A 23562-nucleotide genomic window follows, 5' to 3' on the forward strand; every position below is an offset into this window, starting at 1 on the left:
TAATGTAAGAGCGAACTGTAGCTGTTGTGCGGTGCTGCTCTGCGGGTTGAGCAAAAGGGGTGAGGCTGATGATGGAAGCGCGAGCAGTAAAATCCGTGGCCGATGCAAAAGCGATTGTCGAAGAGCGTGGCCTGACCCATGTCAAGGTTGGCCTGTTCGATAATGACGGCATCATGCGCGGCAAATATATGTCCAAAGCCAAGTTTTTTGCATCACTGGAGAAGGGTTTTTCTTTTTGCGACGTGGTGCTGGGCTGGGATGCGAACGATCAGCTCTATGACAATACCCGGTATACGGGCTGGCATACCGGGTATCCGGATGCCCCCGTGCGTATCTTGCCGCATACTTGCCGTGATGTGCTGGACGAAGAGGGCATGCTGCTCTTTATTGCTGAATTTACCGGTACGGCTGAAGCTGTGTGCCCGCGTGGGGTGTTACGACGAGTGCTGGCAAAAGCGGAGGCGATGGGATTTGAGGTTCAGGCCGCGCTGGAATATGAATTCTTTTTATTTCGCGAAACACCGCATTCGGCGCGGGAAAAAGGCTTCCGCAATCTGCAAACTGTCACACCGGACTGGTTTGGCTATTCCATGATCCGCAACTCGGTCTACAGCGAGCTGTATCACGACATTCTGGCGATGGGCCAGATTATGGATTTCCCCATTGAGGGTATTCATTCCGAAACCGGACCGGGTGTGATTGAAGCGGCGATTGCCGTTGATCAGGCAGAAGCGGCAGCAGACAAAGCCGCGCTGTTTAAAACCTACATGAAAGTGCTGGCGCAGCGTCGGGATTTGCTGGCGACCTTCATGGCGAAATGGTCAATGGACTATCCCGGCCAAAGCGGTCACATTCATGTTTCCCTCCAGCATAAAAACGGTCAATCCGCTTTCTTTGATGCCAGCCAAACACATGGCATGAGCACAATCCAACGGCAGTTTCTGGCGGGCCAGCAACGTTTGATGCCCGAGTTTTTGTGCATGATTGCCCCAACGATCAACAGTTATACCCGTATGGTGCCCGGCTTCTGGGCGCCGACGCACGCGACATGGGGCATTGAAAACCGCACAACGGCGCTGCGGGTAATACCGGGGAACGAGACATCCCAGCGCATCGAATACCGGCTGGGTGCAGCAGATGCCAACCCTTACCTGGCACTGGCGGCGGCTGTAGCGTCAGGCTTGTACGGCATCATGAATCAATGGCAGCCATTGGATGCGGTAACTGGTAATGCCTATGATCAGCCACAGCCTGCCGAATTGGCGCTGCCAGCCACGTTGTGGGAGGCCGCGCAGCGTTTCAGGGCCTCCGATGCGGCCCGTTCCCTGCTGGGAGAGGCGTTTGTAGAGCATTTTGCCGCAACTCGCGAGTGGGAAGAGCGCGAATTCAGAAAGCAGGTCACAGACTGGGAACTTGCCCGGTATTTCGAAATCATTTAATTCGCGACGGTACAGACAGGGAGAGACAACAATGCGATTAGGCGTGCTCTTGTGTGACGATGTGGCGCCTGAGCTTCAGGCCGCTCACGGTAACTATCGGGACATGTTTTCCACTCTGTTTCATGATTATTCAAAGCAAATCACCCTGGTGTTCTACCGTGTGATTGACGGTGAATACCCCAAAGATGTTGATGAGTGCGATGCTTACATGACCTCTGGCAGTCAATTCGGCGCCAATGACGGCTTTGTCTGGATCGGACACTTGATGGCGTTCATTGAAAGGCTGTATGAAGAGAACAAGCCTTTTGTGGGTATCTGTTTTGGTCATCAGCTGATGGCAAAGGCGCTGGGTGGCGAAGTGGTGACATCCGGCAGAGGCTGGGGCATCGGTGTCAACAGCCATGCGGTGAAGAAAAAAGCCGGCTGGATGAAAGGCGCCGGGCCAACAGTCTCTCTTGTGCTCAGCCATCAGGACCAGATCAGTCTGTTGCCTCCCGAGGCCCGAGTGCTGGCAGGCAGTGATTTTTGTCCATTTGCCATGATCCAGATAAAGACCTGCTTTCTGGGCATACAGGGACATCCTGAGTTCACGAAAGCTTATGTGAAAGATCTGATGGCAGCCCGGCAGCAGCTTTATGCCGCAGAAGCCTATGAAAAAGGCATCGACTCGTTATCGCAACCGGTGGATGACAAACTGGTGGTGTCCTGGATTGTCAGTTTTCTTGATACCGTCCTGGCCAAACGCCGGACATAAAGTCAGAGGAAAAAACAGCAGGCTCAGAGCATGAACCTGCTGTATATCGCTGAATATGTCGCAGATCAGGCCGTTTGCAGTGCCATACGTTGTTGCAGTAAACGGTAGCAATACACGCTTGCCAGCAGCACCCCGCCGCCCGCCACAATAGTGACGGCGAACCCGGCGCGAATCCCCATTTCATCAATCACCCAGCCAGTTAATGCTGCACCGGCGGCGATGCCTATGCCCAGTCCTGTGATCATCCAGGTAAACCCTTCTGTCAGCTTTGACTCAGGCACAATCTTTTCCACAAGGCCCATAGTCACAATCATGGTGGGTGCGAAGAAGATGCCCGCGATGAAAACGGAGACGGATAGTGTCAGTACATCGTATACCACCAGCAGCGGGAGTGTGGCTGTCGCAGTGGCGATGGAAGCCAGTAACAACTGTTTTGGCAGAGCGAGGTTCAGGCGCAGTGCGCCAAACACCAGACCAGAAATACAGGACCCCGCGGCATAGGCCGACAGGACAAAACTGGCTGCCACAGGCACGCCTTGCTGCTTGGCAAACGCGACACTGAGCACATCCACCGTACCGACTATGGTGCCCAGAGCGATCAGAGTCAGCAGCAGCATTTTCATGGTGACAGGTTCAAGTGCAGATCCCTGCTGATGTTCAGTTTGCTCTGATACCGGCGGTTCGGTTCTTTTCTGCAAACTGAATAATGCTATGCCAACCGCCAGCATTAGCGCTGCCACGAATGGCCCGGCGATGGGCGACACAGCCACGCTGAGACCGACGGCGATAGGAGGCCCAACGATGAAACAGACTTCATCCAGCACAGACTCCAGTGAGTAGGCGGTATGCAGGGCAGGCTGGCCTTTGTAGATGTGTGTCCAGCGCGCTCTGACCATGGCGGGCATGCTGGGTATAAACCCGCCCAGCGCCGCAAACAGAAACAGTGTCCAGTCAGGTGCAGCCAGATGAACGCAGGCTAAAAGCAGCAGCATACCCAGCACACTGATTGCCGTCGCAAAGGGCAAGATGCGGCCCTGACCATAGCGGTCTGTCAGGCGGGAAATCTGAGGAGCAATCAAGGCTGTTGAGAGTGTGAAGGTGGCAGCCACCGCACCAGCCAGCCAATAAGAACCATGAATCTGGGAAATCATAGTGATTATCCCGATGCCCGCCATTGAAATGGGCAGGCGGGCAATCAGCCCTGACAGGGAAAAAGCCAATGTTCCCGGGGCGTGAAACAGTTCCTTGTATGGGTTCGCCATGAATATCTCCAGTCAGTCATTAAGAATATGCCCATGCGCACTTATGACGGATGGGATGCATAAGAAACTAATTGACATACGCGGTGTATGTCAACTATAAATGAACCTGTTCTCATACTTTAGGGACCCAAACTAGCATGAACAGAGCAATCACGATGGAACAGACAAGGCTTGCCTTGCTGCAGCATGCCCGTACGCTGTTTGGTACCGTTGGCTTTGCCGACACTGTTATGGATGAGCTGACTGGCCGAGCGGGCTTGACCCGTGGTGCGTTGTATCATCACTTCGGCAGTAAGAAAGGCCTGTTTCTTGCCGTGTACCAACAGCTGGATCAGGAGATGGATAACAGACTGCAGGCCATATCAGCCAGCGCCCCGGACAGCTGGAGCGCTTTTTCAGGGCGCTGTCATGCCTACCTGAAGATGGCGACTGAGCCGGATATTCAGCGGATTATGATCAGGGACGCGTCATCGGTGCTCGATAGCGAGCAGATCCAGGCTGTCCGTATGAGCTGCATTGAAGCGATTGCCGGGTTACTGGCGCAATTAATCGAGGACAAAATCATCCCCGTCACCTCACCGGTTATGCTTGCCAGGCTGATCAACGGGGCATTGCTGGACACAGCACGTTATATCGCAGGCAGCGAAGACAGTGTGATGGCATTGAATGAAGCGGCACAATCGCTGGATCTCATGCTAAACGGCTTGAGGCGCTAAAGGAGTGTCTGTTGCCTGATCCCGCTTTTCATCGGCTCAAAAGCGGGATACATGGCTTAGGGTCTGCAAACCTTGCAACAGATATTGCGCAGCAGATCACCGAGTGACGCTGTCACTTATGTCGTTAATCTAGAGCCGGTCCAATTCGGCGGTATAAAGCACCCTGGTTGGCAGCCCTGACGGCGAGCCGCCCAGAGGTTCTTCACTGACCGCCAGCATCTGGATGTCCAACTGATCAAAGCGGGTGTTTTTCGCCAGTACCAGTTCGCCTTGTTTCGGTAACAGGCCAAGAGAAACCGGGTTCGGCTCATTGGTGGCCACCGCCCACAGCTCGTAATCTTTGTCGGCAAGTCCCTGGAACGAAGATCCGGCCCGGACAGTGATATCGCGCGGGTGGACTTCTATCAGCCAGTATGACGAGGCATCTTCCCCTTTAACGACAGCCACATGCTGGACAGGTCCGGGTGCCACGGGGATCTGGCTTTCCCGCCAGAGCAGCACGGCAAGTAAGAGCGATGCCGCTGTGGCGACACCAGTCAGCACAGGCCACAAACGGGACAACCCGCTTTTGATCACATGGCGGCTGGTTTCGTTGGCTGGTTTCTCATCGAAACCGAGTCGCTGGCTGATCGTTTGCCAGACCGCATCATTTGGCTCGACAGGGGTAATCTGACGGTTGATCTCGTTGAGATGCTGTTCCCACTGCCAGGTTGCTTCCCGAATATGGGTTGATTGCATTATCAGGGTCTGAAAGCGTTGCCGGGCCGGACCGCGCAGTGTGCCCAGTACGTACTCAGCGGCCAGCATATCGATCAATGTCTGGTTGTTATAGTTCATGGCGTCAGACACCTTTGTAGTTGTTGTAACCCGCGGCGAATCCAGCTTTTGATGGTTCCCAGCGGCTTGTCCAGATAGTGCACCACTTCCTGATGGCTCAGCCCGTTAAAGTAAGCCAGATGAATCGCCTGTTGGTGCTCCTGGGGCAGTTCATCAATGCACTGGCTTAATTTATGTCCGGCATCCAGATCGGCAAACCTGTCATCGCTTTCTTCCAGTGGCGCGGGTTCAGCCGTTAAAGCGTCTTCTTTCCTGACTTTTTGGTAGCGCAGTATGTCGAGAGCCCGGTATCTGGCGATGCTGATCATCCAGGTCAGGACACTGCCTTTATGGTGCTGATAATCGGCCGCGTTATGCCAGATTTTCACGTAAGCATCCTGTATCGCTTCTTCGGCCAGCGCCCGGTTACCCAGCATTTTCAGGCACACAGCCAGCAATTTGCCGCTGGTTTGCTGATACAGCCTGGTGAAGGCCTGCCTGTCGCCCAGTGCCGTGGCGCTGATGAGTTTAAGATGATCGTCCTGATCCATGTCTTTCCTTGTACTGTGATGAAGAAATACGTTAAGAAACTGATTTATCAGCTTGTTTCAACGTTAGCAGTCGTAATGACATTCGCCAGTGTGACAATGTCTGTTTGGTATATACACCACAAAATCAAAAGCGTTCAATGGACCATTGCAATGCCATCAGGGCGATACAGGCTGACCCTAAGGGCATAAACCAGCGCTGATAGCGCCATTGATGCCTGACAAGCATCAACACAGGTAAAGCAAGCAGCAGTATCGATAACTGTCCGAGTTCGACCCCTAGATTGAACGCCACGACCGCCAGTAAAGTATGGCTCGATGGCAGCCCCAACTCGCCCAGCACAGAGGCGAATCCCATGCCGTGCAGTAAACCAAACCCGAAGGTCACCCAGCCCAGTTTGGTGATCAGCGGGAAGATATTGTTCAGCGCGGCAAAAAGCACAGACAGAGCAATAATGAACTCCACCCAGCGGCTCGACGGCAGCCAGTTGAGTGCTGTGGCTGTCAGCGTGATAGAGTGCGCGAGGGTAAAGGCCGTGATAATCCAGGTGGTGCTGAGCAGTATAGACTTAGGGCTGTCGATACCTTTCCACTGTTGTTTATCGCGATACAGCACGCAGGTCAGGAGTAAGGCCAGCAGAAACAGGATATGGTCGGTACCGATCAGGATATGGACTATTCCCTGATACAGATATTCACGGGCCGTTTCGCCCATGGCAGAGGCTTGCATGTTGACCGCCAGTGAGCGGTTGCTGGTATCCAGTATTCTGTTGATGCTGTGCTCAGGCTGAGAAATATTCACGATCAGCTTATGGCCGGTATTGATGTCGAACATCGCCTGATAGGACAGGCTCAGTCCGGCAGCCGACGGACAATTGACCTCTAACGGCAGCCACAGGTAAGGCAGGTTGGCGTGTGATTCCAGCATCATGTTGCTAGCGACTGTTATGTTGCAAGGACGTCCGCCCTGCTCGACGGTCAGTTGGCTCAGTAACTGTGTTTGTATTGCAGCCTGCTGGTTTGTGATTTCACGCCAGGTCAGGTTGCCGTCCTGATTGGCGTCCAGAATCATCCCCTTATCAGCCATCAAAGGATACAGATCAGACAGTTGCAGTTGCCAGTTTCCGCTTAGCGTGGCGTTGTTATCTTGCTCCAGGGTCAGATACGCTGTGCTTAGCTGGTGTGCTTGTGCAGAGAATGCTGCCGCAAGCAGTGCAAAAATAATAACGAGAGTTCGCATGGTAGCCCTTCCTTGATAGCGTTATACCTGCTGATTAAAAGCCTGTTCTGCGCGTAACAGCAATTGCCTGTCTGATAACAGCCGGTTTTGCTGCCAGTTGATTCTTGCCCAGAACAGCGCCCTGTCAGGGCGATCACCGAGTAGCAGGTAATAGCTCGCCAGTAATCCGGCATGGCTGGCATCCTGTCGTTGCTCGCGCAGGGTGATCCGGTTCAGACAGCGAACCTGCCAGTGCTGAAATGTCCCTGTCATCTGTTCTGCGAGGGCCAGTTTCAGCAGCAGGTTGTCATCAGTTGCCCCTGAACGGGAGGCAATGTCTGCCAGGGTGGTGAGTACGGCCTGGGGGTTATCCTGAGCCAGTTGAGCATCCGCCCATAAACTCAGGTAGCTGATGGGACGCTGACTGTCGGCAGGCAGGCTGAGGTGAGCCAGTGCTGCTTCCGGACGGTCAAGCGCCAGTGCCATACCGGCCAGGATCTGCATGAGCCAGACAGAGTCTTCCTGCTGTTGCGGAGGATAACGAGTGGCGATTGACTGAAGTTCACTGTAGCTCTGGACGCGCTTCTCCCGGGTTTTGGCTTGCTGGAAACTGTTGTCCAGTGCGCAGGCAGCCGCTACGAGCATCGAAGAGCGGCCAATAAGCTGCAGGCACGATTGTCTGGCTTGGCCGAATTTACCCTGGATGGTCTGCACGCTGGCCAGCAGCAATAATGCACTGGCATCATCGGGCTGCTGTTCCAGTAAACGCCTTAACGTCCGCTCTGCCCCTCTGAAATCATGCTGGTGCTGCTGAATTCTGGCCCAGAGGTAGAGCGCTTCCGGAGCGGAGTCAGCCGTCAGGTGCGGTTGTATCAGGGCATCGGCCAGGCTGAAACCATCAACAGTGCCGGACGGACGCTGCGCCTTGTCAATTAATGTGCGAATGTCTTCCAGCGTCGCTGACTTGACGGCCAGCTCCGGCACCACCAGCAAAGCGGCATCCTGATTGTCAGGCAGGTAAGGTTTGGCAAGCACCGAGACACTGCAAAATACGGCAATGCTGATCACCAGTGCGGGGAAAGGGTGTGTATTCATGGGACAATTTCCTTAAAAAGTGGCCATCCCTGGCCGATCGAACACAGCACAAATGTGGCCTCTGGAGCAGGCCACAGCAGGTACGCGTTATTCCATCAGCAGGTCGTCATAAAAACTGGCACTGCTGACGTCATTGTTGACAGCCCGTCCGCGCAGGCTTTTCGGCGTACTGTTTGCCGGGGCGTTGAAGACCTCTCGGCTGAACGAGGCAAAACTGACCTGAAGGACCTCAATAGTGACGGAGACCTGGGCACTGACCGGCTGGTTGTTTCCGTCGCTGACCGTGTAGCTAAACTGGTCATTACCTGTGACCCCGCTGGCTGGGGTGTAGGTGACGGTGCCATCGGGTGTGATGACGACTGAACCCAAAGCCGGCGCATTGCCAAGCGCAAAGCTAAGGGCGTCACCCTCTTTGTCTGTGGCCTTCAGCGAGTCGGTGACCGGGGTATCGGTTTGTGTTGTCAGGCTCAGGGCCATGGCTGCCGGGGCGGTATTTGTTCCCCCGGACGAATTCTGGCCGGAATCTGAACTGCCGTTACAGCCTGCCAGTATCAGCGCGGACAGCAGCAAGGTAGTGCGAATAGACCTAGTCATTGTACTGCTCCTTACTCTGAAACCGTGTCAGTACCGGAACCGGAAAGAGGTGGCGCCAGGTAAGGGAAACTGTCATCCATCATGGTGGCATTGACCGGTGCGCCATCAGTAAAGGGGACGTTGCCGACATTGGCATCTTCCGGTTGGCACAGACCAAGATCTGTATCCGTTCCGTTAACCGGGATGGGGTAACACAAACGGCCCATGACAACACGCAGTGCAATATCTACCACGTCATCTCCGGGTCTGCGGCCGTTAGGAAAACCCGCCAGATCGTCACCCGCAACACCGAAAGACGATTGCTGGGCAACAGGTTTGGCTGGAATGGCCGTGTTCAGGCGTAACATTTCTGAAGGTGTGACCGTTTTTAGCTGGTTAACGCCGGGAAAGCCGGTCAGGAATGCTGTGACCAGATCGGTACGGGGAAAATGGGTGGGGGCCAGTGTGGCTAAGTTGGCGCCCAGAGTCGAGTTGACTGCATCTTTGAACAGAATGTTCAGCAGTTCCGGCAGGCTCGGGTGTGTCACATAAGTGGCAAACTGCGCGTCATCGGCAGGTTTGGCTGCCGAGAAGGTATCTTTGTCTTTCAGGCCGATAACCAGCTCATTGACCAGCGGGTTACCCAGTCTTGATACCTGTGTCAGCGCGCCGCCGTTGACTTCCGGCCGGGTGAAGGTGGCATTCGGATTCAGAATTCTGGCCTGTGGCAAGCTGGCGGTGGTCCAGGTGCCTATGGTGCCGTTGCCATCTCCGGTAATGCAGGCTTTGGGGACTTCAATTGCCAGTTCGGTGACATTTTTGAGCCTCAGATCGTCATTGTCGGCTGACTGGGTGATCCCGCCAGGAAAGCCGCCGCCATCGTCAGCACCGGGCGCACTGTCGCCCTCAACAGGCACATAGTTGACCAAGTCGAAGGTTTTACCCAGATTGACAACAAAGGGATCTTTGCGCTGACCGGCAAAGACTTTTCCCGTTGCGGCGCAGCCTGGCATCGTAAACTCATAGATGAACTGGTTGGCGTAATTGATATAGCCACTTTCGCTGCCAAAGGTTTTGGTGCCGATAAAATCCAGCGGCTTGTGAAATTCAGTCTGGCCTGTTGATACATTGGTCAGCTTGGTTGGCTGACCATTTTGCTGCGGGCCGCTGACCAGACTGAGTGTGTAGGTTTCATTGAAATTTGCCGCACTCTGATCGGCGTCACTGATACTGCCGACAACTTTTAACGGCACCGCCACAGATTGGGTTTCTCCGCTGTTGCCGATAGTAAGAGAGACGCCTATGTTGTTGTTCGGCAGTGCATTTTTAAAATTGAACTGAAAAGTCAGATCTTCCACCGCATCGCCGTCGTTATCAATGTGAATGCTGTACACGGCGGCGGGATCCATGGCGAAGTAATTCGGGCCACCATAAGCATCTTGCAGCGGTATGTAGTTGGCGATCAGGGTGACGTAATCCTCCCGGCCGCTTTCATAACTGTTGAAGGCATAAAAGTCGGTGGAGTCCAGGGTGGGAAGCCGGGTAATGTTAGGTGCCTCCCGGTGGCTGGACGCAGAGGCGATGCCGGAAAGGCTCATAGCAATGACACTCACAACGAGTTTTGTATTCATGACAGATCCTTTTTTGTTGTTGGTGGTCATTGAGTAAACGATTGGGGGCGGCAACTGGATGCAAAAAATTTGCAGCGCTGCAGAAAACAGAGAAACCACCGGAGATATCAGGCAAATACCTTTGTCAGACTTTGATTCGCGGGTCAGTTCGACTAGTATGAGGCGTTGCATCGGTTGGAGGGATGAAATCAGGTTATGTCACGTATTCGAGAAAAAAATCAGGAAGTTATTATCAAGTTTGCGGGCCGCTTGTTTGCGGAGCAGGGTTTCGCGGCAACCAAAGTGGCCGATATTGCCAAGCTGGCCGACGTCCCTAAGCCGAACGTGTATTACTATTTCAAGACCAAAGAAAACCTCTATCGTGCAGTGCTGGAAAGTGTGACTCAGCCATTGCTGGAAGCCTCCAGCCCGATTGAGCAGCTGGATGATCCGGCTCAGGCACTCACCTCTTATATTCAGACCAAACTGCGGATTTCCCGTGATCACCCATTCGCCTCCAAAGTGTTCGCCAACGAAGTGATGTCGGGCGCACCTTATTTGCCGTCAGATATTGGCGATGAGCTGCTGGCCCAGTCAAGAATGATCATTACCAAGCTGGAACGCTGGATTGAGAAGGGGATGATGGCGCGGGTGTCGCCGCAGCATCTGATGTTTACTATCTGGGCATCGACCCAGACCTATGCCGATTTCAGCTGGCAGATTTGCAATGTACTGGAAAAAGAAGCACTGGATGATCAGGATTTTGCCGATGCTGCAGAATTTCTGACGCAACTTGTGATTCGCGGTTGTCAGATAAAATCAGCCTGATGCCGATAAACATCAAGTCGCCGAGACACTTGAAATCGCCAATACATTTGAAATCGCCGATACACTTTAAATCAATAAAAAAGCGCTTCCGCCCAACGAGGTAAAGAGCGAAAGCGCTTGGATGTTATTTATCCTGAACAAAGCGGTTGTGAGTGATTTCGTTTACCGGCGTTGCTGGAATCGCTCGACCAGACGTTTTGCTGCTGCCTGATGACGGCTCAGCAGTGCCGGTAAATCGACCCCGATCACCATGCCATCATGGACGCGCCATTGGCCTGCCACCATCACTCTGTCTGCCTGGTGCGCGCCACAGAGCACCAGTGCAGCCAGTGGGTCATGCGCGCCAGAGAAGCGGATATCATCAAGACGGAACATGGCGATGTCTGCCTGTTTACCCACCTCCAGAGTACCAAAGTCTTCACGACCCATAGCGCGTGCTGACCCTGATGTTGCCCAGCGCAAAGCATCGAAATGGGTGACAGCTGCTGAGCCATAACGTAAGCGCTGGATGTAAAGACCCATACGTACTTCGTTGACCAGGTTAGAGCCGTCGTTCGACGCTGAGCCATCAACACCCAGGCCTACTTTGACGCCCGCTGCTTCCAGCTCTTTGTTGCGGCAGATACCGGAGGCCAGCATCATGTTTGATGACGGGCAGTGACATATCCCGACTTCGGCCTGTCCTAAACGGCGGATCTCTTCTTCGTTGAAGTGAATACCGTGTGCCAGCCAGGTGCGGTGATTCAGCCAGCCGGTTTCTTCCAGGTAATCAACCGGGCGCAGACCGAAACGCTCCAGACAGAAGTTTTCTTCATCAATGGTTTCACACAAATGGGTGTGTACCATGACATTTTCACGTTCTGCCAGGCGGGCGGTTTCTTTCATCAGATCGGTTGTGACGGAGAAAGGCGAACAGGGTGCCAGTGCTATCTGGGTCATCGCACCATCACCACGCTGGTGGTACTGACGGATCAGACGCATGCTGTCATCGAGTATGGTGTCTTCTTTCTGGATGGTATGACGGGGCGGCAGGCCACCTTCGTCTTCGCCCAGACTCATTGAACCACGGGTAAAAATAGAACGGATACCCAGTTTCTGTGCTGTCTCTACCTGGATATCAATGGCATGTTCCAGCCCGCGGGGGATCAGATAATGGTGATCCGATGCGGTTGTACAGCCGGACATCATCAGCTCAACCAATGCCAGCTCAGTGGCGACCTGCATCATTTCTTCATCAAGACCGGCCCAGACCGGGTACAAGGTTTTGAGCCAGTGGAACAGCTCTTTGTTCAGTGCATCCGGATAGGCGCGGGTCAGCGTCTGATAGAAATGGTGATGGGCATTGACCAGACCGGGCGTGATGACATGTTCACTGGCATCAATTACCTGATCGGGTTTGTTAGACGGTTGAGCACCAAGAGGAACCAGCTCAATCACCTTAGTACCTTGAATCACTACGCCGCCGCGTGCATCCAAATCTGTGCTTGAGCCTGTGTAAATGGCTAAAGGGTTTTTCAGCCAGATGGTTACCATTTTGTTTTCCTTAGCCTTCTCTGCCGTTGCCGAGGAGAAGGTCTTATGGGGTGGGGATCGTTATGATCCCCGGGTTAAAGTTAATGTGTTATTTGTCTCTCTGTTCAGGATTGTTTTGCTGTTTCAATGTGTTGCTTCTTTTCCGCAGTTTCAGAGGTTTGAACCGGGAGTTCACTCTCTGCCTCTTCGTCTGTGGTTTCCTCGATGCTGTCGCTGACTGCGTTCTCAGGCAGGATCTGGTTTAGCAGTACAGTAACGATTGTGCCGGTAGTAATGCCTGAGTGGAACAGGTTAGCCAGATCGTGTGGCAGGTGCTGAACCAGACGCGGTTCGATAGTCACTGCCAGACCAGAAGCCAGACCGACGCAGATCACCAGTGCGTTACGCTTGGTGTCAGCCGCTTTGATCAGCATGCGAATACCTGCATAGGCGATCATACCGAACATAATGAAACCGACACCGCCCAAAACAGGCTTGGGAATGGTCACGGCCAGTGCGGCCAGTTTAGGGAACAGGCCACCCAGAATCAGCAAGCCGCCGGTTGTTGCCACAACATAGCGGCTGGCAACGCCTGTGATACCCACGATACCCACGTTCTGACTGAAAGAAGCCAGAGGCATTGCGGTCAGGAAGGCTGCCAGTGTACTGCCCAGACCGTCACCCAGCAGACCGCGTTTCAGATCGTTACCAGACAGCTTGACTTTACAGTTGTTCGCCAGGGCCATGAAATCCCCTGTTGCTTCGGCAATCACGACTATGTATACCAGGCTCATGCTGATGATAGCCGACAGGCTGAAGCTCATACCGTATTCCATGATGGCCGGGCTGCCCACCCACTCAGCGCGTGCAATCTGGTCAAGGTCAACCATGCCCATTGACAGGGCCACCAGATAACCACCGGCCAGGCCAATTACAATGGCAGAAGCGGCGACGGCACCACGGCAGTAAATAGACACCACGATAACGATTGCCAGCGAGATAAATGCCAGGAACAGTTTTGGCATGGTGGCAAATTGCTCGCTGGTATTGGGTGCATCTCCCACCCAGTTCATGGCAACGGGGAGGATGGTCAGGCCGATTAGCGTCACCACCACACCGCTGACCACATTAGGGAACAGCTTGCGAATTTTATCCATGAAAAAGCTGGCTGCCACGACCACGAAAGAGCCGATAAGGGCTGCCCCCATGATACCGCCAACACCGTCAGCGTTACCTATGCTGATGGCAACACCCAGAAAACCGAAACTCGATCCCATGACAACGGGAAGACGGATACCGACAGGGCCAAGGCCAAGACACTGTGCAATGGTGACAATACCGGATGCGAGCAGAGCGGCGTTGATCAGTGTGACGACCTCATCGGTCGGCAGGCCAATAGAGGTACCGACAATCAATGGCACAGCGACAATGCCGCCGATGGAAGCCAGCATATGCTGGATAGCTAAGAGCAGGGTGATGCTGTGTGGTGGTCTCTGGTTTAGCGTATAGAGAAGTTTCATCGTTAGTTCTCCACAATTCATCCGATGAATTGGCTGCGTAGGGTTATAGGTTGTGTTCGCGTCTTTGGTTTTATTAAATTAGGTTTTTTAAGTGTGCAGTGACCTGCCTCTGCCGTACGACAGAGGTAGGTGTGCATCAAATGTTACTTTTCTAATTATGACTTTTAGATTGGTACTGCATGTGTCTGTTTGTAATCAGAGGTACACCAGTTTGGCGACAAAAATCGCGGTCAGTATGTACATGCTGATTGAGACATCTTTGGTTTTGCCTGTGGCGACTTTGAGCACTGTGTAGGTGATGAAACCCAGTGCGATACCGTTGGCGATGGAGAAAGTCAGCGGCATCATCAGCGCTGTGATAGCAGCGGGTGCGGCGTCGGTGAAATCGTTCCATTTCACGTGCTGCATACTGCTCATCATGACGAAGGCAACGTAAATCAGCGCGCCGGCAGTGGCGTAAGCTGGGATCATGCCAGCCAGCGGCGAGAAGAAGATTGCCGCGATAAACAGCAGACCGATCACTATGGCTGACAGTCCGGTACGGCCACCGGCCGCGACACCCGCTGCACTTTCTACATAACTGGTGACAGGCGGACAACCCACACAGGCACCTGCCACGCTGGCGATACTGTCAGCTTTCAGGGCTTTGCTCAGACCTTCAATTTTTCCGGTTTCTTTGTTTCTCAGGTTTGCCCGTTCAGCCACACCCATCAGGGTACCGGCAGTATCGAACATGTTCACAAACAGGAAAGCCAGGATCACGCTGATCATAGAAATGTTCAGGGCGCCGGCAATGTCCATGGCGAACAGGGTCGGAGCCAGACTTGGGGGAGTAGAGATCACCCCGTTGTAGTGGACCAGACCCAGCAGAATACCGATCAGGGTGACACTGAACATACCAATTAGCACGGCACCGAAGACTTTACGCTCACTCAGTACAGCAATGATCAGGAAGCAGATGGCGGCCAGCAGCGCCTGTGGCTGGGTAAAGTCACCCAAACTGACCAGGGTGGCAGGGCTGTCAACTACGATACCGGCGGTTTTCAGGCCGATCAGTCCCAGAAACAGACCCACACCGGCTGTCATGGAAAAACGCAGGCTTTCAGGGATACTTTCGATGATCCATTCGCGGACTTTGTAAAAACTCATCGCAACGAAAAGGATACCGGAAATGAAAACCGCCCCTAAGGCAACTTGCCAGCTGTAGCCCATTTCTCCCACAACAGTGAAAGAGAAAAAGGCGTTCAGCCCCATGCCCGGAGCCAGACCGACAGGCCAGTTTGCAAACAGGCCCATCAGCAAAGTGCCTATTGCAGCACCAATACAGGTTGCAACAAAAATTGCTTCGGCATCCATGCCTGAGGCCGACATGATCTGTGGGTTAACGAAAATGATATAAGCCATGGTGGCAAAAGTTGTAATCCCACCTACGATCTCATTTTTCACGCTGGTGCCGTGAGCTCTGAGTTTAAACAGGCGCTCTAACAGTGAAGCTGAACCAGCTTCAGAACGACCGAGCGTTTCTGTTTTAGAGTTGTTCATGACGACGCTTCCTTTTTTTGCCCGAATGACGATGTGTGCTGGTTGTTTTTTAATGTTTCCAACTTCACCTGCCAGACAGGACTTCCCTCTATGTTTCAGGCCGTCACTTGCTGAAAACCCTGCCGGCCTGATAGCTGCCGGAGACTGCATGGTTTTTGAAGTGATAACTACTTAGCCTGCACTCATTGTATACAATCTTAAAACTCTCTTGCGCGGTGCCCTGACCTGCATCTGACCTCAGGCCAGGGACCCCCCATTGTTCTGCTTGTGTTCCGCTTTGGATCAGCTGCCCCGGTATGTGGAGAAGCTGTAAGGCGACACCAGCAGTGGCACATGATAGTGGCTGCCTGTATCTGCGATACCGAAACGGATGACTACATCGTCCAGAAAGGGAACTGAAGGCAGTTCCACGCCTCTCTGGCGGAAGTAATGGGCAGTTTCGAATACCAGCTCATATTTGCCGGTCTGAAACTCGTTTCCTTCCAGCAAAGGCTGGTCAGTTCTGCCATCAGAATTGGTATGAGTGGTTTTAACCAGAACGAAGTCTGTGCCCTCTTGACGATAAAGCGACACTTTAATCTCCGCTCCAGGTAAGCCTGAGGCTGTGTCAAGCACGTGAGTTGTCAGTTTTCCCATGGATAACCTCGCGCGTTGCGCTCCTTAAGTTGTACAGAAAATAGATTACTTCTTGCATACTAATTGTATGCCTTCTGATGTGTGATCCGTAATCAGTTCGCCACATTGTATTTAACTATGTACACAACTTTACCGATTAGTAAAGGCTTGTGTAACCGAAATGTTAACCCAAAAGTTAGGGTATGTAACCCTTTGTTGTACCTGACTGTTAGCTAACGTATTGATATTAAAGTAGGCAATATGGGGATAACAAGCGGTTAACTTTTTTTGATGAATATTAAAAAATGTTGCGCACATTTTATTTACAAAAATTCTGGATATTGTATACAATCACTGTTATAAATTGATTATCAGATGGTCAGTGTGTTGACCAATTAGGATTTAAAGGAGTCATGTGTGAGTAATGAGTATCCACGCAATCTGATCGGCTATGGTGCAGTACCCCCGCACCCACGTTGGCCAAATGACGCTCGCGTTGCTGTCTCTTTTGTTCTCAACTACGAAGAAGGTGGGGAACGTTGCATTCTTCATGGTGATAGCGAGTCGGAAGCATTTTTGTCTGAGATCCCAGCGGCACAGCCATTTCCGGGTCAGCGTCATATCAGCATGGAATCGATTTATGAATACGGCAGCCGTGCTGGCGTATGGCGCATCCTGCGCTTGTTTAAAGAATACGATGTGCCGCTGACTGTGTTCGGTGTCGCTATGGCACTGGAGCGTCACCCGGATGTAGCGAAAGCGTTTGTCGAAGCCGGCCACGAGATCTGCAGTCATGGTTATCGCTGGATTGATTATCAGCACATTGATGAGTCAGAAGAACGCGATCACATGATGAAAGCGATTGAGATCATCAAAAATCTGACTGGTGAGCGTCCGTACGGCTGGTACACAGGCCGCACCGGCCCGAATACCCGCCGCATTGTGGCGGAAGAGGGCGGTTTTATGTACGACTCTGATGCCTACGATGACGATCTGCCTTACTGGCACGAAGAGGGCCCGAAACCGCAACTGGTGATTCCGTACACTCTGGATACCAATGACATGCGTTTTGCCACAGTACAGGGCTTTAATGCAGGTGATCAATTCTTCAATTATTTAAAAGACACCTTTGACACCCTGTATGAAGAAGGTGCCACAGCACCCAAAATGATGTCAGTGGGTTTGCATTGCCGCCTGATTGGCCGTCCCGGACGTATCGCTGCACTGCGCCGCTTCCTGGATTATGTGAGCCAGCATGACAGGGTCTGGCTGTGCCGCCGAATTGATATTGCCAAGCACTGGCACGAACATCACCCGCACCCAAGTATGAAGGAGTATTAATGATGGCACGTTTTACGTCTTGCCAACCGAGCCAAATGAGCAGGGAAGAGTTTGTCTCTCAATTTGCAGATGTGTATGAACACAGCCCCTGGGTGGCGGAAAAAGTTTACGACAATGGTCTCAGCGATGCTGATGATGACATCAGCACCCTGCATGCACGCATGGCAGACACTTTGCTGTCAGCCAGCAAAGAAGAACAGTTAGCCCTGATTAATGCGCACCCGGATTTAGCCGGAAAAGCCGCAGTGAACGGTGAACTGACCGAAGCGTCCACCGCCGAGCAGGCTGGCGCAGGGATTAGCCAGTGTTCACCAGAAGAATTCGAGAAGTTCAATCGTTATAACGATAGCTACAAAGCACGTTTTCAGTTTCCCTTTATCATGGCGGTGAAAGGGGCCAATCGTTATCAAATCCTTGAATCGTTCGAGGCGCGATTAGGCAATGAAATTGAGGCTGAGTTCGATAAGGCGTTGGAAGAGATCAATAAGATCGCTTTGTTCCGCCTGCAGACAATGTAATCAGGACAGGAATAGTCACCATGAGCACACCAGTGAGACAACTGACGATTGAGCCACTTACCCGCGAAGCATTTGCCCCTTTTGGTGATGTTATTGATAAAGAAGTAAGTGACTACTTTATGATCAATAACGGGTCAACCCGACGTTACCATGCCATGGCCAATGTGGATGTGCAGGAAGAGGGTGGTTCAGCCATCATCAGTATCTTTGAAGCCCAGCCTTTGAGTTATCCTTTACAGATAGCCATGATGGAGAGGCATCCTCTGGGATCTCAGGCTTTTATTCCTTTGCTTGGAAATCCGTACCTGATCCTGGTGGCCCCGGCAGGGGATACACCGGACCCCGCTCAGCTTAAGGCGTTTTACAGTAACGGACGTCAGGGCGTGAATTATGGCAAAGGGGTCTGGCACCACCCGGTTCTGGCTCTGCGCAAGGACGATCAATTTCTGGTTGTCGATCGTGCCGGGCCTGGCAACAACTGCGATGAAGTGTACTTTTCTGACGATGTTCGCATCGAATTATCACTGAGCAGTTTGGAGCAGGAAGCATTAACCGTCGCACTTTGATAAGCCCAAGGCAATTAAAGTTCGCATAACATAACAGGAGTTCGTTATGGATCCACATATGACGGAATGGCTGAATCTGGCAATTCGCTGGGTTCACATGATTGTAGGTATCGCCTGGATTGGTGCCTCATTCTACTTTGTCTGGTTGGAAAACAACCTGAACCGTGTCAATCCGAAAACTGGCTTGTCTGGTGACCTCTGGGCCATTCACGGTGGTGGTATCTACCACCTGGAAAAATACAAACTGGCACCGCCAAGCATGCCTGAAAACCTGCACTGGTTTAAGTGGGAAGCTTATTTCACTTGGATCACAGGTGTTCTGCTGCTGGGTGTGGTGTATTACCTCAATGCGGATATTTATCTGGTCGCGCCGGGATCAGGTCTGAGTGCCACGGCTTCAGTTGCACTGGGTGTGGGCTCTCTGGCAGCTGGCTGGATTATTTACAGCCTGCTGTGTGATTCAGCACTGGGCAAGAAGCCGATGCTGCTGGGTATTATCCTGTTCTTCGGTTTAGTGGCTGCAGCCTATGGCCTGAGCCAGGTGTTCAGTGGGCGTGGTGCTTACATCCATGTTGGTGCGATCATCGGTACTATCATGGTAGGTAACGTATTTTTCGTTATCATGCCGGCTCAGCGTGGTCTGGTAAAAGCCATTGAAGAGAATCGCGAACCGGACCCTGTACTGCCGGCAAAAGGTCTGCTGCGTTCACGTCATAACAACTACCTGACGTTGCCAGTGCTGTTCATCATGATCAGTAATCATTTCCCGAGCACCTATGGCTCAGAATATAACTGGTTGATCCTGGCTGGCCTGGCGGTCTTCAGTATCCTGGTACGCCACTACTTCAATACCCGTCATGGCAGCCAGAAGTTTGCCTGGACAATGCCGGTGGCAGCACTGGGTATGATCGCACTGGCATTTGTGACTTCGCCTTATGCAAGCAAAATGGGTGAAACCTCTGCACCTGCTGCGTCTGCACCTGCTGTAAAAGCAGAGTCAGCGACAGCTCAGGCGGAAACCGACTCGGCACAGCCTGCCAGCAGCGGAGTGAGCTTTGCTCAGGTGAATGAAGTCATTCAGATTCGTTGTTCAGTGTGTCATTCAGCACAACCGACGCACGCTGCGTTCTCGACAGCGCCTGCGGGTGTGATACTGGATACACCGGAAGAAATTAAAGTGAATGCCCCCCGCATTGTTGCGCAGTCGGTACAAACGAAAGTGATGCCGCTGGGTAACCTGACTCAGATGACCGATGATGAGCGCAAGCTGATCGGTACCTGGGTTGAACAGGGCGCGCATCTTTAATCACCCCGGGGGCGAAAGCCCCCACTTTATAGTCCGTTAGCCCAGACATACCCGGTGTTCCAGCTTGGAAACAAGTACGCGAAGTCCATAAACTAGATGGCAATCTGATGGGGTAAGCGTGTTGTGTGGCTCAGGCTGAATCCTGGGTAAGAAGGGCAGATAATCTCCTTTACATATCAATCCATAATATGTGACCAGCCCCATACGTGTTGTATCGGGGCTTTTTTTTGTCTGAGCTTTACGCCGGTCTCGTCAGCAAAATCAGCAATTCATCGTTATTTGCCAGCAGATCGGTGATTGTGCACTGGTCTAACTCCGCCAGAAAGGCGTCTTTGGCTTTCGCCAGATAGGATTTCAGACGGCAGGCTGGAGTGATATGGCAGAACTCGGGGGCGCAATTCACCACTTGCAGCGGTTCCAGATCCCGAACCACCTGACCCACAATGATGTCACTCGCTGGCATCGCCAGACATATCCCGCCATTTTTTCCGCGAACGGTTTTCACATAGCCTAGCTGGCCCAGTTTATTGATGATTTTCACCATATGGTTTCTGGACACAGCGAACGTGTCACTGACGTGGCTGATACTGGTGAGCTCCCCATCTGGCAAGGCACCCAGCAGGATCAAAGCTCTCAATCCGTAGTCAGTAAAGTTGGTCAGTTGCACATTTTTTCCTCTTTCAACACTAGCGGCAAGTGTAATTCCTTTATTGACTGAAAGATATATTTAAGATACAACTTTAAAACATGCATTATAAATACATCTTTAAAGGAAGCCGCTATGCTGAGTCAGAACACCATTGATATCGTTAAATCCACAGCACCGCTTTTAGCCGAAACCGGCCCAAAACTCACCGCACATTTTTATGATCGTATGTTCAGTCATCACCCTGAACTGAAAGATATTTTTAACCTGACGCACCAGGACAGCGGCCGTCAGCGCGAAGCTTTGTTTAACGCGGTGTACGGTTATGCTGCGAATATCGATAATCTTGAAGTGCTGTTGCCCGTGGTGGAGAAAATTGCTCAGAAACATGCCAGCTTCAGCATTACAGCAGAGCAGTACGCGATTGTGGGTGAGCACTTGCTAGGCACCATTGATGAATTGTTCGCACCGGGCCAGGCTGTGCTGGATGCGTGGGCTGAAGCATACGGTTTGTTGTCTACAGTGTTTATTGACCGAGAAGAGGCTATTTACCAGGAAAATGAGGCAAAAACCGGTGGCTGGCGCGGCACGCGGGAATTTGAACTGGTGGAAAAAAAACCAGAAAGCGATGTGATAACCAGTTTTGTGTTTATGCCGACAGATGACCAGCCTGTCGCGACTTATCAACCGGGGCAGTACATTGGCATTTATCTGAAGGCGGATAGTTTTGACAATCAGGAGATACGCCAGTACAGCCTTTCCGGTGCCCCTAATGGTGAGACCTACCGAATTTCAGTCAAACGTGAGGATCTGGGTACTGTGTCATCTTATCTTCACCAGCATCTGAACGAGGGTGATAAAGTTCAGTTGGCAGCACCATCCGGTGACTTTTTCTTCCGTTCTGAAGCTACTCAGCCTGTCGCTCTGATTTCGGCAGGTGTTGGTCTTACACCTATGCTGGCGATGCTGGAAAGCATCAAAGACAACCACCAGGCACCGATTCACTGGTTGCATGCCGCTGAAAACCACCGTCAGCATGCGTTTGGCAGTCATGTAGCAGAGATTGCAAATACTGCAGAGGGTGTCAGCAGCCATGTCTGGTATCGCGAGCCTCAGGGAGCCACCGCAGACTTTGAAGGATTTTTGGATTTGAGCAAACTGGATACGGCTGTCGACTGGCAAAACACCACTTTCTATTTCTGCGGCCCGGTGGGTTTCATGCAGCATGTGGCCAAGCAGCTTAAAGAAAAAGGCGTGAGCGAATCGCAGATGCACTACGAGTGCTTCGGACCGCATAAGGTGTTGTGAGTTTTATCTGATTTGGCAGGAGTTGCCCTGCCATTTTTACTTATCTATTGTCATCAAAGTTGCATATCGGTTGTTTTTTAAAATAAAAAATCATCACATGAGAAATTAAAAAGAAGAGCGCTAGTATTCGAATCCAACCAGTGATGATGAATGTAGAATCAAAGTTAGGGTAGAATAAATATCCGTTCACATGGCTATCAAAAAATATTGAGTAATGCTGAGGCCCAAAGATTAGTGCTGTTATAAAAATAAATGTAAAGCCACACTTTTTTATATTTATGGTGTTTTTTATCAATTTAAGCCCTACAGTTAAACCTGTAATACATTATAACAATGTAGAGTGTGAAATAAATGTTCATTTTTTTTGATTTATTTGTTAAATATGGATTAACTGCGTCAGTAATCGTAACACCATTGGCTATACCTTCAAAAGTGAGCGCGCCAATACCCATTGTTCGCTAAACTTTTTTCAAATCTTGAGCAATAGTTCTGAAAAGAATCAGTTGTCGGGCATTCGGAGTATTGGCGGTATGAACAGTTTTTATTTTAATTTCGATTAGGAAACAAAAGACCCTTTGAAATTCTAAACCACCGTCCTACTTTCGAGGGGGGTATTGTTGCAGTGTTAATGATTAAAAAAAATAAAGCGCTTGCTTGAATCCAACCATTAATTTTAAATGATGTATCTGACAAGGAAAAAAACCAGTAAGACAACACTTTGTTATCAAAGAATATTGAATACTGTTGTGCATTGAAAAAAACATAAACAATAGCCCAAAGAATGAAGTAAGGTGCTTTGTTGTTTTTTGTATAAGACAATGATGCCTTATGTGTTAAATATACTCCCAAAATGCTCATAAAAAAGTAAATTAACATTGTCATTATTTATTCTCGTTTATATACGGTTGGATTGCGTCAGATGCAGTGATTGTGTTGCTTGTTATTTCAAATCCTAGTGCAGAGCTAGACATTGTTTTCCATCCCTTACTGTAATCTTGTTTTGTATAATAAAAAAGTTTGAATTGTTTGGTATTTGGGATATTCGAATTAATGGCAGGTTTAATTGTGTTTTTTAAGCCATAAGCACTGGTTGCCAAGTCAACCGCAGCATAGGCCAGGTTTCCCTCATCTTCTGAATATCCCATGCGTTTTGCTGTCTTTTGGTATTGTTTTTTCAACCAGCCAGTGCCGTCCCCGTATTTTCCGGTATATTGGTTATTCCAGTTCTGATCAAGGTTTCCTGTAATGTTATACGAGTTCTCATAAATGTTATTACCTCCGTGAGCCATCATAGGAACTCCGACGCTGGAACACCATGATGCCCCGGTAAAAGAGAATACTGAGCTGGTTATACACAGGCCATAACCTGCAGTCAGCTCAGGGCGAGAACACGTATGCTCATTTTTTATCCAAACCTTGGATTCCCGCCAATATTACTTGCTCCAAATAGGCAATATTCATGGCAGCTATTTTCTGCTTGCGCCTGATACTCGCCTTTTTACTTGTTTCTAATCGAAGCATGTTAAGAGCCATGTGACGCACACCAGCCAGGAGTTCGGCGGCATTGCCACGATAGATTTGGCAAGCATCTTCATTCATCGTGACATCAAGCACCCAGTGCAACCGATTTTCGATTTCCCAGTGACCTCGGACTGCATTGGCAAAACGTTCGGGGGTGAGCACCGCAGAGCTAATATAGTAGCGGTACTCCAGCGACTCTTTCCCTGCTGAGTCAATACGATAGCCAATAGCAACACCGACGCTTTGAAGCCCTTTCCAATCAGGGAAATCTGTCGTCAACTCCTGCGCTGACATGACGTGGTATTCG

Annotated in this window: 22 protein-coding genes and 1 pseudogene; 9 read left to right on the plus strand and 14 right to left on the minus strand. The window is 51.3% G+C overall.

Features of this window, described 5'->3' with window-relative positions:
* Positions 1-68 precede the first annotated feature (68 nt).
* The gene (locus tag IFO68_RS05840) at positions 69-1439 is read left to right on the plus strand and encodes a glutamine synthetase family protein (protein WP_225445054.1); all 1371 of its coding nucleotides are present in this window, start codon (positions 69-71) and stop codon (positions 1437-1439) included.
* 31 nt (positions 1440-1470) lie between these two features.
* The gene (locus IFO68_RS05845) at positions 1471-2193 is read left to right on the plus strand and encodes a glutamine amidotransferase-related protein (RefSeq protein ID WP_192015007.1); all 723 of its coding nucleotides are present in this window, start codon (positions 1471-1473) and stop codon (positions 2191-2193) included.
* A gap of 65 nt (positions 2194-2258) precedes the next feature.
* On the opposite strand, the gene IFO68_RS05850 is transcribed toward IFO68_RS05845, so the two are convergent.
* A complete protein-coding gene (locus IFO68_RS05850) occupies positions 2259-3455 on the minus strand; it encodes an MFS transporter (protein ID WP_192015008.1) in 1197 nt (398 codons plus the stop codon).
* Positions 3456-3592: 137 nt separating this feature from the next.
* Between IFO68_RS05850 and IFO68_RS05855 the strand changes: the two genes are divergently transcribed.
* Positions 3593-4171: a TetR/AcrR family transcriptional regulator gene (locus IFO68_RS05855; protein ID WP_192015009.1), complete on the plus strand. Its 579-nt coding sequence runs from the start codon at positions 3593-3595 to the stop codon at positions 4169-4171.
* A 129-nt stretch (positions 4172-4300) separates the two neighbouring features.
* On the opposite strand, the gene IFO68_RS05860 is transcribed toward IFO68_RS05855, so the two are convergent.
* The 6 genes from IFO68_RS05860 to IFO68_RS05885 form a co-directional block, all read right to left on the minus strand.
* The gene (locus tag IFO68_RS05860; protein ID WP_192015010.1) at positions 4301-5008 is read right to left on the minus strand and encodes an anti-sigma factor; all 708 of its coding nucleotides are present in this window, start codon (positions 5006-5008) and stop codon (positions 4301-4303) included.
* Positions 5005-5538 (minus strand): sigma-70 family RNA polymerase sigma factor, encoded by a 534-nt coding sequence (locus IFO68_RS05865; RefSeq protein WP_192015011.1) that lies wholly within the window; start codon positions 5536-5538, stop codon positions 5005-5007. The genes IFO68_RS05860 and IFO68_RS05865 overlap by 4 nt, the downstream gene beginning before the upstream one ends.
* Before the next feature lie 124 nt (positions 5539-5662).
* Positions 5663-6775 carry a HupE/UreJ family protein gene (locus tag IFO68_RS05870; protein ID WP_192015012.1) on the minus strand — a complete coding sequence of 371 codons (1113 nt, stop codon included), beginning with the start codon at positions 6773-6775 and terminating at the stop codon, positions 5663-5665.
* A 21-nt stretch (positions 6776-6796) separates the two neighbouring features.
* Positions 6797-7849 carry a tetratricopeptide repeat protein gene (locus IFO68_RS05875; protein ID WP_192015013.1) on the minus strand — a complete coding sequence of 351 codons (1053 nt, stop codon included), beginning with the start codon at positions 7847-7849 and terminating at the stop codon, positions 6797-6799.
* 87 nt (positions 7850-7936) lie between these two features.
* Positions 7937-8443 carry an Ig-like domain-containing protein gene (locus IFO68_RS05880; RefSeq protein WP_192015014.1) on the minus strand — a complete coding sequence of 169 codons (507 nt, stop codon included), beginning with the start codon at positions 8441-8443 and terminating at the stop codon, positions 7937-7939.
* Positions 8444-8454: 11 nt separating this feature from the next.
* Positions 8455-10053 carry a DUF4331 domain-containing protein gene (locus IFO68_RS05885; protein ID WP_192015015.1) on the minus strand — a complete coding sequence of 533 codons (1599 nt, stop codon included), beginning with the start codon at positions 10051-10053 and terminating at the stop codon, positions 8455-8457.
* Positions 10054-10248: 195 nt separating this feature from the next.
* Between IFO68_RS05885 and IFO68_RS05890 the strand changes: the two genes are divergently transcribed.
* Positions 10249-10860 (plus strand): TetR/AcrR family transcriptional regulator, encoded by a 612-nt coding sequence (locus tag IFO68_RS05890; RefSeq protein WP_192015016.1) that lies wholly within the window; start codon positions 10249-10251, stop codon positions 10858-10860.
* Between the two features lie 162 nt (positions 10861-11022).
* Here the strand turns inward: IFO68_RS05890 and IFO68_RS05895 are convergent, their stop codons facing one another.
* The 4 genes and pseudogenes from IFO68_RS05895 to uraH form a co-directional block, all read right to left on the minus strand.
* The gene (locus tag IFO68_RS05895) at positions 11023-12393 is read right to left on the minus strand and encodes an 8-oxoguanine deaminase (RefSeq protein WP_192015017.1); all 1371 of its coding nucleotides are present in this window, start codon (positions 12391-12393) and stop codon (positions 11023-11025) included.
* Between the two features lie 226 nt (positions 12394-12619).
* Positions 12620-13892: pseudogene (locus tag IFO68_RS05900) on the minus strand (nucleobase:cation symporter-2 family protein); the annotation flags it as partial.
* A gap of 195 nt (positions 13893-14087) precedes the next feature.
* Positions 14088-15434 carry an NCS2 family permease gene (locus IFO68_RS05905; RefSeq protein WP_192015019.1) on the minus strand — a complete coding sequence of 449 codons (1347 nt, stop codon included), beginning with the start codon at positions 15432-15434 and terminating at the stop codon, positions 14088-14090.
* Between the two features lie 282 nt (positions 15435-15716).
* A complete protein-coding gene (gene uraH / locus IFO68_RS05910; RefSeq protein WP_192015020.1) occupies positions 15717-16070 on the minus strand; it encodes a hydroxyisourate hydrolase in 354 nt (117 codons plus the stop codon).
* A 396-nt stretch (positions 16071-16466) separates the two neighbouring features.
* Here uraH and puuE point away from each other — a divergent pair, with 396 nt between their 5' ends.
* The 4 genes from puuE to IFO68_RS05930 are packed head-to-tail and all read left to right on the plus strand — an operon-like array spanning position 16467 to position 19780.
* Positions 16467-17390 carry an allantoinase PuuE gene (puuE, locus tag IFO68_RS05915; RefSeq protein WP_192015021.1) on the plus strand — a complete coding sequence of 308 codons (924 nt, stop codon included), beginning with the start codon at positions 16467-16469 and terminating at the stop codon, positions 17388-17390.
* Between the two features lie 2 nt (positions 17391-17392).
* The gene (gene uraD / locus IFO68_RS05920; RefSeq protein ID WP_120511855.1) at positions 17393-17908 is read left to right on the plus strand and encodes a 2-oxo-4-hydroxy-4-carboxy-5-ureidoimidazoline decarboxylase; all 516 of its coding nucleotides are present in this window, start codon (positions 17393-17395) and stop codon (positions 17906-17908) included.
* Between the two features lie 20 nt (positions 17909-17928).
* Positions 17929-18474: an ureidoglycolate lyase gene (locus IFO68_RS05925; protein WP_046219225.1), complete on the plus strand. Its 546-nt coding sequence runs from the start codon at positions 17929-17931 to the stop codon at positions 18472-18474.
* A gap of 46 nt (positions 18475-18520) precedes the next feature.
* Positions 18521-19780, plus strand: coding sequence for a urate hydroxylase PuuD (locus tag IFO68_RS05930; RefSeq protein WP_192015022.1), 1260 nt, complete (start codon positions 18521-18523; stop codon positions 19778-19780).
* Positions 19781-20018: 238 nt separating this feature from the next.
* Here IFO68_RS05930 and nsrR read toward each other — a convergent pair whose 3' ends face one another.
* Positions 20019-20447, minus strand: a complete 429-nt coding sequence (gene nsrR, locus IFO68_RS05935; RefSeq protein WP_192015023.1) for a nitric oxide-sensing transcriptional repressor NsrR — start codon at positions 20445-20447, stop codon at positions 20019-20021.
* A 114-nt stretch (positions 20448-20561) separates the two neighbouring features.
* On the opposite strand from nsrR, the gene hmpA reads away from it, so the two are divergent.
* Positions 20562-21734 (plus strand): NO-inducible flavohemoprotein, encoded by a 1173-nt coding sequence (gene hmpA / locus IFO68_RS05940; protein ID WP_192015024.1) that lies wholly within the window; start codon positions 20562-20564, stop codon positions 21732-21734.
* Between the two features lie 881 nt (positions 21735-22615).
* Here the strand turns inward: hmpA and IFO68_RS05945 are convergent.
* A complete protein-coding gene (locus IFO68_RS05945; protein ID WP_192015066.1) occupies positions 22616-23143 on the minus strand; it encodes a DUF4225 domain-containing protein in 528 nt (175 codons plus the stop codon).
* On the minus strand, positions 23133-23562 hold a 430-nt coding region (locus tag IFO68_RS05950; protein WP_192015025.1), incomplete at its 5' end, for an ISAs1 family transposase. The genes IFO68_RS05945 and IFO68_RS05950, both read right to left, overlap by 11 nt.

Origin of the sequence: Photobacterium arenosum (genome assembly GCF_014841115.1) — a bacterium.
Classification (GTDB): domain Bacteria; phylum Pseudomonadota; class Gammaproteobacteria; order Enterobacterales; family Vibrionaceae; genus Photobacterium; species Photobacterium arenosum.

What these genes read in the sequence shown, in the direction of transcription:
- IFO68_RS05895 (WP_192015017.1), bottom strand. Translation starts at nt 12,393, where the DNA reads ATGGTAACCATCTGGCTGAAAAACCCTTTAGCCATTTACACAGGCTCA.
- IFO68_RS05865 (WP_192015011.1), bottom strand. Translation starts at nt 5,538, where the DNA reads ATGGATCAGGACGATCATCTTAAACTCATCAGCGCCACGGCACTGGGC.
- IFO68_RS05870 (WP_192015012.1), bottom strand. Translation starts at nt 6,775, where the DNA reads ATGCGAACTCTCGTTATTATTTTTGCACTGCTTGCGGCAGCATTCTCT.
- IFO68_RS05855 (WP_192015009.1), top strand. Translation starts at nt 3,593, where the DNA reads ATGAACAGAGCAATCACGATGGAACAGACAAGGCTTGCCTTGCTGCAG.
- IFO68_RS05925 (WP_046219225.1), top strand. Translation starts at nt 17,929, where the DNA reads ATGAGCACACCAGTGAGACAACTGACGATTGAGCCACTTACCCGCGAA.
- IFO68_RS05860 (WP_192015010.1), bottom strand. Translation starts at nt 5,008, where the DNA reads ATGAACTATAACAACCAGACATTGATCGATATGCTGGCCGCTGAGTAC.
- IFO68_RS05840 (WP_225445054.1), top strand. Translation starts at nt 69, where the DNA reads ATGATGGAAGCGCGAGCAGTAAAATCCGTGGCCGATGCAAAAGCGATT.
- uraH (WP_192015020.1), bottom strand. Translation starts at nt 16,070, where the DNA reads ATGGGAAAACTGACAACTCACGTGCTTGACACAGCCTCAGGCTTACCT.
- IFO68_RS05885 (WP_192015015.1), bottom strand. Translation starts at nt 10,053, where the DNA reads ATGAATACAAAACTCGTTGTGAGTGTCATTGCTATGAGCCTTTCCGGC.
- IFO68_RS05850 (WP_192015008.1), bottom strand. Translation starts at nt 3,455, where the DNA reads ATGGCGAACCCATACAAGGAACTGTTTCACGCCCCGGGAACATTGGCT.
- IFO68_RS05880 (WP_192015014.1), bottom strand. Translation starts at nt 8,443, where the DNA reads ATGACTAGGTCTATTCGCACTACCTTGCTGCTGTCCGCGCTGATACTG.
- IFO68_RS05905 (WP_192015019.1), bottom strand. Translation starts at nt 15,434, where the DNA reads ATGAACAACTCTAAAACAGAAACGCTCGGTCGTTCTGAAGCTGGTTCA.
- hmpA (WP_192015024.1), top strand. Translation starts at nt 20,562, where the DNA reads ATGCTGAGTCAGAACACCATTGATATCGTTAAATCCACAGCACCGCTT.
- uraD (WP_120511855.1), top strand. Translation starts at nt 17,393, where the DNA reads ATGGCACGTTTTACGTCTTGCCAACCGAGCCAAATGAGCAGGGAAGAG.
- IFO68_RS05890 (WP_192015016.1), top strand. Translation starts at nt 10,249, where the DNA reads ATGTCACGTATTCGAGAAAAAAATCAGGAAGTTATTATCAAGTTTGCG.
- IFO68_RS05845 (WP_192015007.1), top strand. Translation starts at nt 1,471, where the DNA reads ATGCGATTAGGCGTGCTCTTGTGTGACGATGTGGCGCCTGAGCTTCAG.
- IFO68_RS05875 (WP_192015013.1), bottom strand. Translation starts at nt 7,849, where the DNA reads ATGAATACACACCCTTTCCCCGCACTGGTGATCAGCATTGCCGTATTT.
- IFO68_RS05930 (WP_192015022.1), top strand. Translation starts at nt 18,521, where the DNA reads ATGGATCCACATATGACGGAATGGCTGAATCTGGCAATTCGCTGGGTT.